Raw genomic sequence first — 8,752 nt, 5'->3', positions numbered from 1 at the left:
AGCACGACATCAATGCGGCCCTTGCACTGTTGCACGGTGAAGAAACGGATGTTTACGCTGACGCCGGATACCAGGGCATCGAAAAACGTAAGCAAACGGGCTCGGCTCGATGGCATGTTGCGATGCGGCCCAGTAAGCGAAGGAAATTGAACTTGAAGGATCCTCTCGATGCGATATACGACAAGATCGAACGACTGAAGGCCGGCATTCGTGCAAAGGTCGAACATCCGTTTCGAATCCTCAAGCGACAGTTTGGTTATTTGAAGACGCGATACCGGGGGCTGGCGAAGAACACGGCTCAGATCACGACATTATTTGCGTTGGGCAATTTATGGATGATGCGCAAGGCGCTACGCAAAGCGTAAAAGACACCGGAGGTTGAACCCGCTCCCGCACTCTCGATGAGGGCACAAAGTGCGAGCCAATCGTCTCTGCCGTTGATGGACCGAGCCGGATAAAAAACTGCTCCAACGCCTACATGGTGCGCAGGCCTCTGAAACCGTGTTCTGCAGAGCGTCCTTAACAGCCCCTACGTTCATTTTGTTAAAGGTTCTTAGGCTTTCAGAAACGGTCGTCGCAACCCCATACTCATGACGTGGACGGATCACGATTATCGGGCAGCGCTACTGCCTGCTTGTGAGGGCGTATCGCCCAGCCACTGCAAAAATCCGCCCACATGCTGCGCCCACAGGTCGGGACGCGTCATGGTGAAATGTCCCGGCGACGACGATGTGCCCCTCTGCACCGCGTACCTGCCTCGCTGAAGCGTCGGAACAAGTCTCTCGAGGACCTGTAGCGAGTCGGGATTGAACTCGTCGTCGGAAAAATTCAGGGCGAAGACTTTTGCCTTGATCCTGGGAAGCGCTGGCTGGGGATCGTAGCTGAATGACGACTTGAGTGAATACAGGATGTCGTTCGGATCGACGTGCTCGGCCTGAAAGCGAGCGGTCGCGAGGAACCTGTCCGCCGCCGCGCCGTCGGGAATTTCCTGCTGCAGCGCGGGCGCACTGTCGATCATCATCCGCAGTACCCTGAAACCGTCGATCCAGCCGCGCGGCGTTTGCGTGTAGTCCCCGTTCTTCCAGTCAGGATCGGATCGGATCGCGTCGATCACCATACGCCGCCAGAGCAAATTGCGGCCCGAGACTGTAATCGGCAGCGAGACCACCGGCAACACGCCGTCCATCATATCGGGATACATCTCGGCCCATTGCCATGCGTTCATGCCGCCCATCGACATACCCAGAATCGCATGCAGATGCCCGATGCCCAATGTTTCGGTCACCAGCTTGTGTTGGAGATCGACGATATCGCCGTAATCATAGTTCGGAAATTTCGCCTTCAGTCCGTCGCTAGGTTTGCTCGACTGGCCGTGGCCTACGTTGTCGGGAAAGATCAGATAGTAGCGGTTCGCGTCGAGCGGACGACCCGGGTCGAACAGCGCCTTAGTGTAAGTGGGACTCAGCAGCGTGCGGCTGTCCGCGCCTGTCCAGTGCAAGACCAGAACGGCGTTGTCGACGGCCCCTTGAGCATTACGATGCGGCGTGCCGAGCGTTGCGTAGTGCAGCTTCAACCGGGCCAGCGCCTCGCCGTCCCGGAATTTGTAATTGTCGAACCAGACATCGGCCTGAACGGCCGCCGGATTCACGCGCTGGTCCCACGGCGCAGCTCCATTGGCGGAACCGGCGGACGGTGCATTGGACTGGGCCGATGCGATACCCGCGAACATGAGGGCGAACGCCAGTAAGCCAAACAGCGCGCTGGCTGCGGCACGGGTACGACGAGACTTCATGATGATTTCCTTGCTTGGTCGGGACAGGCGTATGCGCCTCGATTCGGCTCATGCCGTTACAACGGCATGCTTCAAGTGGCGTTAGACAGGCCCGGGTGGCGACGCAGCAGGTCGAACGCCATGATGTGGCTCGCCCCCGAAATTCCGACGCCGTAGAACGGGATCAAGGCCATGGGCAGCGTCTGGATGCCGGACATGCGGGGATCGTTGAGCAGGAAGTAGGTCAGCCCGGTACCTACCGCCACGACGAAATCGGCAAACCCGAACAGGTGGAAGACCAGATACCGGTTGCGCGTCTTCGGCAGCAGCGTGACGCCGAGGGCCAGCAATCCAGCGATGAGGTCGCCCCATCCCGCGTTCCGGACGAAAGCTTCCGGCAGGAGGTCGTGCGCCCCATACCAGAAGAAGACCAGCGCGGCGGCGATGCGCCAGATATGGAATGCTGTCAGCGTCCGCAGCCCGACAGTCTCGATGTATGCGCGAAACCTCCTGGACAGCGCGTACACAACGACCGGCGCCACGATGCCCAAAGCGATGAGGCCCGCGAGCCACAGCGGGTAGACGGCGCGATAGATGCCCGCCTCGGCGGCGGCAACAACGGCCAGTCCCCAGACGGTCAGCACCCCCAGCAAAACGCGCGTCCCGCTGCTTTTTCCAATTTCGACTATCTGATTCATTGTATAAGCCAATTAGTTATACTAATTTATCGATGCACTTCCAGCCTTCCACACGCGATGCCGGCGAGTTACAGTTCGCCCTTTCTACCGTCTTCCGATAGCTTCAGAAGCGGCGTCGACTTGAACAGGTTTTCCGGCTGCACACGCTCCCAGAGGCTTCCTTTCCCTTGCTGCTGGCCGCGCTCGTCTTCACGACGGAGCCACTGTTCGACGGTCCGGATGCGGTTCGGATGGATTTCATCGAGCAGCGCGTAGTCACGCTGGATCACGCCGTGCTTCCAGATGTTCCAGAACCCGGTGAAATTGTCGCGGAAACTCATCGTGCTCTTGTCGTTTGGATCCGCGTTGTATCCGGCGGGCAGGCTCGCGGCCATCTTGAGCGGGCCATTCCAGTAGGTGTCCAGATCAGTGTCGATATAGCGCGCCGGATGCCCGGTCACCAGCTTGAACGCCTCGGCTAGTTTGCGGTACTCGACCTGCTCGATCGCGACTTCGAGATCCATGCCGTTCGAGCGCTCGGGGTGGTCGAACAGCCAGCGTGCGTAATAGCCGCAATCGTCCAATGCGACGTGGGGCACAGAGCCGTTGCCGAGTGGAACGCGCCAGGTCAGCACGCCGTCCTCCACGATCGGCATCATTGGCGTCATGGCCGAAATCGCCATCTCCATGTACGGCCCCGTGGTGAACACGGCCGCGCCCATGCGGTCGCGGTTCGTTTGGTTCTGGAACAGGATCCATTCGCCTACGCGGCCTTTGCCATCATAGTGGCCGGCGCGGAAGCGGGAGTCGTAGCCGGCCTTCTTGAGTGCGTAATCGAGATTGCCGTATACGAAGAACTTGATGCCCTCTTCCAGCGCGATTTCGTAGCAACGGATCGCCCAATAGATCTCTGTTTTCTCGCCGGTGTTGAATCCGTCGAGATTAATGTATGCCCCGTCGCAACCACCGAAGCCTTCCCGAAGGACGCCTTCGTCGGCGAACGTGCCTTTCAGGATCGATACGTTGCCCAGTGCGAGCAGCGCCTTGGCTCGCCGGGAATCTGGATCCCGGCTCAAGGCCCGGACAGAATATTTGCCGTCGGCGACGAGCGCGCTGATGATGGGCAGGCCCTGCGCGCCAGTGCCGCCAACGACGAAAATCCTGGAAGTGGCGTGGGAGGTCATGGTCGTTTCCTCAAGTTTGATTGAACGGGCATCGGAACCGGTAACACCTAGCACCGGGCAGGTCACTAACTCTTATAATAAGAGTTAGTGACCTGCCCGGCAAGTACTTTTCCGGTTCGCGGATTAAGGACGAGCCCGTGGCGCCTCGTCGAATCGCTATGCGTAGCCATCGCCACTCTTATAATGAGATTTAGCCTGCGACGGTCGTGGGACTACTAGGGACACAACGCATGCGCTCGAAAGGTTTTGACGGAATGGTGTGCTCGATCGCTGGCGCCATGGCGGTGATCGGCGACCGGTGGAGTTTGCTGATCCTGCGCGATCTCATCCTCGGCCTCAGCCGATATGACCAATTTCGCCAGTCTTCGGGCATAACCAATGCGACGCTCAGCGATCGACTCAAGCATCTGGAGGCCAATGGCCTCGTCGAGCGCAGACGCTATCAGGTCAATCCGGATCGATATGAATATCTGTTGACCCGAAAGGGCTGGCAGATCGCTCCAGTGATGCCGGTGCTCGCCGAGATAGGGGATAGCCTTGGCGTTTCCGGAGCGTCGGCGCCGCCGATGAAGTTCGTGAATCGCAAGACCGGGGCCGAGGTACGGTGGAGCTTTGTCGATCAACAGACAGGTGAGCAGATCAGCTCTGCGGATGTGGTCATCAAGGAAGGCCCCGGTGCAGACGATCTGCTCCGCTGGCGCTTGTCGCAAGGTGAGCACCGCCACCAAAAAGCATGAGGACAACGAGATCTCTCGCGATACACGTCTCTTCCGTCGACGGACCTTCGCATGAGCGCACCAAGCTCCGCGTCGGGCCGAGAGACTTACACCCTCGGGACCGGCCGTTACGACCGCGCGGGTCCGAACGGCGACTCAGGGTCGATACGGTCTGTTCGAGGAGCGTGCTTCCGGTGCTTAGCGCTCCTGCCTTCACTTTCGCCAAGCGGCCAGAAGGCGACGTTCAGCGGTTAGAACGACCGGTCGCTGAAATGACCAAACTACGTCCGTTAGCGGCCGCTAGGTAGCGCTTGCGACACAAGCTCATGAAGCCAGGGACTGTTGAACCTCCCATTGTCGACAGTAGTGATGGCGCTGAGAGTTCGGCTCACCGACGAGTTTTTCTCAAAGCGGAACACTTTTAAGCGTGTACAGAGGTCCGGGCAATCGCTGACTTGTTCCGAGCGCGACCGGCTCTGAAATCGCCGCGTGCGTCAACTATTGTCCGTTCAGCGCGCCTCTGCTTGGCAAAGCCCGGAGGCGTAGATGCGCCAGTTCAACCCTACGCAGCTTTCATTCCAAATTTGATGCACAGCGTCTGAGAATGTCTTCGGGCGCCGTCGCATGTCGGACCCACGTTCAGCGAGTTTTTCTCACCGTAGGCCGAGATAAAGTCGTTTGTTGTGAGGCGACACCTCCGCTAATCTGAATGCACGCACCGACCCTCATCGGCGCGTCAAAACATAAGCGCACGCACACGCTCATTCGACCACTTTGCCAGGGAATGACGCGCAAGCATAGAAAGCGCGAGTCCTTCACGGACCATTATCCAAATCGTCGGAGACAACATGGGATTCAATCGCAGAAACTTTCTCATCACCGGAACCGGAGCAGCCGTTGTCGCAGCGGCAGGCGTCGGTGGTCCGTGGGTTCGACGCGCCAACGCAGCAGAGTTCGCGTATAAAGTCGGGACGAACCTGCCGGCGAACCACCCGCTGAACGTTCGTATTCAAGAGGCATCGGAGGCGATCAAGAAGGAGACCGACGGTCGGGTGGACCTTCGCGTGTTCCCAAATAATCAGCTCGGCGGCGACCCGGATATGTTCTCGCAGCTTAGAGCCGGGGCTCTGGAGTTCTACACTGTGTCGGGCGCGAATACCTTGTCGACGCTCGTTCCAAAGGCGTCTATATCCGGGGTCGGCTTCGCGTACAAGGACTATGACCAAGTATTCGCGGCATTCGACGGCGATCTCGGCGCGCATATTCGCGGGCTGATCGGAAAGGCGAACCTGGTTGTGCAGGACAAGATCTGGAACAACGGGTTCCGCCAAATCACGACCAGTACGAAGCCCATCAAGACGCCCGCGGACTTGCAAGGCATGAAGATTCGCGTTCCTGGCGGTCGCCTTTGGATCTCACTGTTCAAGGCGCTTTCCGCAGCCCCCGCCTCAATCAGCTTCAACGAGGTCTATTCGTCGTTGCAGACAAAGGTCGTCGACGGGCAGGAGAACGCGCTCGCCGTAGTGGACGCTGCGAAGCTTTACGAAGTCCAGAAGTATTGCTCGATGACGAACCACATGTGGGACGGCTACTGGTTGTTGGGCAACAAGACGGCGTGGGAAAAGATGCCGCCCACCGTCCGCGACATCGTCTCAAAACACCTTAACGCGGGGGCCTTGAAGCAGCGCCAAGACGTGATTCAACTGAACGCCTCCTTGCAAAAGACGCTTGAAGGCAGAGGGCTTGCCTTTAACGCCGCTGACGCCAACGCGTTTCGCCAAACCTTGAAATCCGCGAACTTCTACACGGAGCAGAAGCAATACTTCGGCGACGAAGAATGGAGTCTCATGGAGAAATACACGGGGAAGCTGGCATGAGAACGGAAACGCTGAAAGATGTGGACGACGCACTCGAACAACAGACTAGCGCAACCGTCCACCACACAACGAAGACTATGCCCCGATGGCTGTCCCGTTTGGACTTCGCGCTCGGCCTGATCGTCTCTGTGCCGGCGGCGGTGCTGGTTCTCGCAGAAATCGTCCTGCTTTTCAGCGGCGTTATTGCTCGTTATGTCTTGCATCACCCACTAATCTGGAGCGACGAACTTGCTGCCATTCTGTTTCTGTGGTTGGCTATGACTGGTGCCGCTACGGCGCTGCATCGAGGAAGTCACATGCGCATGACTGCACTGGTCAACCGCATGGGCGAGCACTGGGATCCGTTCTGGGACACCATTTCGCTGGTGGCGAGCATGCTTTTTCTCGGCCTCATACTTGTTCCCTCTATCGCATACATCAGGCAGCAGTGGGATATTTTGACCCCGACTATGGAGATCAACGACGGTCTACGCGTCGCGGCCATCATCTTCGGGGTCGTGTCGATGCTGCTGATCTGCGTGGTCAAGTTGCTCGCAATTGGCGCGAAGACCGCCATCACTGGGATTGCGGTGTCGTTAGTGACTGTGTTTGCGCTGGAACATGCCGGGCCGGTCCTGCAATCGCTTGGAAACCTGAACCTCGTCATCTTCTTCGTTGGCGTGGTCGGTTTCACGGTCTTGAGCGGAATGCCCATCGCATTCTCTTTCGGTCTTTCGGTGTTTGCCTACCTATCGTTGTCAACGTCCATGCCGTTGGAGATCGTCGTTAGCCGGATGGACGAAGGAATGTCTCAGATCCTTCTGCTGGCCGTGCCGATGTTTATTTTCCTCGGGCTTCTCATTGAAATGACGGGCATGGCGCGAGCGATGATCAACTTCCTCGCATCGTTGCTGGGCCACGTCCGGGGCGGCCTATCCTATGTTTTGGTCGGCGCGATGTATCTTATTTCGGGAATTTCTGGTTCAAAGGCGGCCGATATGGCGGCCGTTGCGCCGATTCTGTTCCCCGAGATGAAGAAGCGCGGCGAGAATCCCGGCGAGCTCGTCGCACTGCTGTCGGCGACCGGCGCGCAGACCGAAACGGTCCCACCCAGCATCGTGCTGATCACGATCGGATCGGTTACGGGCGTATCAATCTCCGCGCTATTTACCGGCGGTCTGTTGCCAGGCCTCGTACTGGCGTTCATGCTGTGCTTGCTTGTCTGGTGGCGGGCTCGGAAGTTTGAGCCTACGTCGTCCACGGGGGCTGCGTGGTCCTTGGTCGGAAAAGCGTTTGTGATCTCGATCCCGGCTCTGGCCCTTCCGGTTGTGATCCGCATGGCTGTGGTGGAAGGCGTGGCCACGGCAACGGAAGTCTCAACTGTCGGCATCGCGTATGCTGTCGTCGCCGGCCTTTTGGTGTATCGATGCTTTAGTTGGAAGCGTATCGGCCCTATGCTCGTGGAGACGGCTGCTCTTTCTGGAGCGATCCTCGTCATCATTGGCACGGCTACCGCGATGGCGTGGGCGCTGACACAGTCTGGTTTCTCTCATGGACTGGCCAATTTCATGCAGCACTTGCCGGGAGGCGCATTCACCTTCATGGTTGTGTCAATCTTCATGTTCATCATCTTGGGCAGTGTCCTCGAGGGAATTCCAGCGATCGTGCTCTTCGGGCCGCTGCTTTTCCCTATCGCCCGAGCTGTTGGTATTCATGAAGTTCAATACGCGATGGTCGTGATTCTCTCGATGGGCTTGGGACTGTTCTCGCCGCCGTTCGGTGTCGGCTATTACGGGGCGTGTGCAGTTAGCAAGATCTCGCCGAATCTGGGCATCCGACCCATCATGGGCTATATGACTGCACTGTTCATTGGCATCGCGGTGATCGCGGCGGTACCTTGGATTTCCACCGGCTTTTTGAAAAGCTAGGCGGGTATAACGAAAAGGCTTAAGAGGCTGGACACACGTCCAGCCTCTTTTATTTGGCAGTCTCTTCGGACGATTGTGTGCGACACTGTGCGGTTCGAATGCGATGGATAGGTAAGGATTCAGGTGAGCGCGTGGATTCTGACAGTCGCATAAACGATACGGTGGGGTTACAACAGGTACAGCCCCACTCGGTTCGGACCCTGCGGACAGTGCGTCGGGCGAGGCAAATTTTGCGACGCTGACAACAGGTGCATATTGAAAGTCGGCGGAACGACCGCCGCGGCACTTTCCAAGGGCACGTTCTCGGAAACTGTCTTATGAACGTGGCCGCCGCAAGAAGTAGCCGTTCTACGATCGGCAGCGCGACGGCTTTCGGACGGCAATGGCAATGCCACTGATGACCAAGTTGCGAAGCGGATCGTTATCCCGCAGCTCGCCGGCGTGGGAGCAGCATGCAGGTGTGCGGTCAATCCTCGTTGGTTCCGACGGTGCTGCGGGCTACGCCGCGATGCAGCAAGGGTTCGCCGGATCGGACGACCAACCTGCCAAGAAGCTGTTCCAGTTTAGCGTGGCATCGGGTAAAGAGTCCTGCCGATATGCCGCTAAGCTGGACGTCGTAG

At 58.2% G+C, this 8,752-nt stretch carries 7 protein-coding genes; 4 read left to right on the top strand and 3 right to left on the bottom strand.

Annotated elements, in window-relative coordinates; genetic code table 11:
• Positions 1-365, top strand: a 365-nt coding sequence (locus tag AWB83_RS05045; protein ID WP_143750016.1) for a transposase, incomplete at its 5' end; no start/stop codon positions are given.
• 245 nt (positions 366-610) lie between these two features.
• Here the strand turns inward: AWB83_RS05045 and AWB83_RS37070 are convergent.
• From AWB83_RS37070 to AWB83_RS05030, 3 genes are all read right to left on the bottom strand, one after another.
• Positions 611-1,792: an alpha/beta fold hydrolase gene (locus AWB83_RS37070; protein WP_244197578.1), complete on the bottom strand. Its 1,182-nt coding sequence runs from the start codon at positions 1,790-1,792 to the stop codon at positions 611-613.
• Between the two features lie 71 nt (positions 1,793-1,863).
• Complete coding sequence (locus AWB83_RS05035; RefSeq protein WP_087043116.1) at positions 1,864-2,469, bottom strand: DUF8737 domain-containing protein; 606 nt, start codon at positions 2,467-2,469, stop codon at positions 1,864-1,866.
• Between the two features lie 68 nt (positions 2,470-2,537).
• Positions 2,538-3,632 carry an NmrA family NAD(P)-binding protein gene (locus AWB83_RS05030; protein ID WP_087043115.1) on the bottom strand — a complete coding sequence of 365 codons (1,095 nt, stop codon included), beginning with the start codon at positions 3,630-3,632 and terminating at the stop codon, positions 2,538-2,540.
• A 230-nt stretch (positions 3,633-3,862) separates the two neighbouring features.
• On the opposite strand from AWB83_RS05030, the gene AWB83_RS05025 reads away from it, so the two are divergent.
• The 3 genes from AWB83_RS05025 to AWB83_RS05015 all read left to right on the top strand — a co-directional run bounded on the left by AWB83_RS05025 (position 3,863) and on the right by AWB83_RS05015 (position 8,132).
• Entirely contained in the window at positions 3,863-4,369 is a 507-nt protein-coding gene (locus tag AWB83_RS05025) for a winged helix-turn-helix transcriptional regulator (protein ID WP_087043114.1), read from the top strand.
• 827 nt (positions 4,370-5,196) lie between these two features.
• Entirely contained in the window at positions 5,197-6,225 is a 1,029-nt protein-coding gene (locus AWB83_RS05020) for a TRAP transporter substrate-binding protein (protein WP_087043113.1), read from the top strand.
• Entirely contained in the window at positions 6,222-8,132 is a 1,911-nt protein-coding gene (locus tag AWB83_RS05015) for a TRAP transporter large permease (protein ID WP_087043112.1), read from the top strand. The genes AWB83_RS05020 and AWB83_RS05015 overlap by 4 nt, the downstream gene beginning before the upstream one ends.
• Positions 8,133-8,752: the final 620 nt, after the last annotated feature.

This window comes from Caballeronia ptereochthonis (assembly GCF_001545075.1).
Lineage (GTDB): Bacteria > Pseudomonadota > Gammaproteobacteria > Burkholderiales > Burkholderiaceae > Caballeronia > Caballeronia ptereochthonis.
This window is presented reverse-complemented; position numbering and strand designations above follow the sequence as displayed.

Excerpts from the sequence above, each read along its gene's own strand:
- AWB83_RS37070 (WP_244197578.1), bottom strand. The coding sequence starts at position 1,792 with ATGAAGTCTCGTCGTACCCGTGCCGCAGCCAGCGCGCTGTTTGGCTTA.
- AWB83_RS05030 (WP_087043115.1), bottom strand. The coding sequence starts at position 3,632 with ATGACCTCCCACGCCACTTCCAGGATTTTCGTCGTTGGCGGCACTGGC.
- AWB83_RS05025 (WP_087043114.1), top strand. The coding sequence starts at position 3,863 with ATGCGCTCGAAAGGTTTTGACGGAATGGTGTGCTCGATCGCTGGCGCC.
- AWB83_RS05015 (WP_087043112.1), top strand. The coding sequence starts at position 6,222 with ATGAGAACGGAAACGCTGAAAGATGTGGACGACGCACTCGAACAACAG.
- AWB83_RS05020 (WP_087043113.1), top strand. The coding sequence starts at position 5,197 with ATGGGATTCAATCGCAGAAACTTTCTCATCACCGGAACCGGAGCAGCC.
- AWB83_RS05035 (WP_087043116.1), bottom strand. The coding sequence starts at position 2,469 with ATGAATCAGATAGTCGAAATTGGAAAAAGCAGCGGGACGCGCGTTTTG.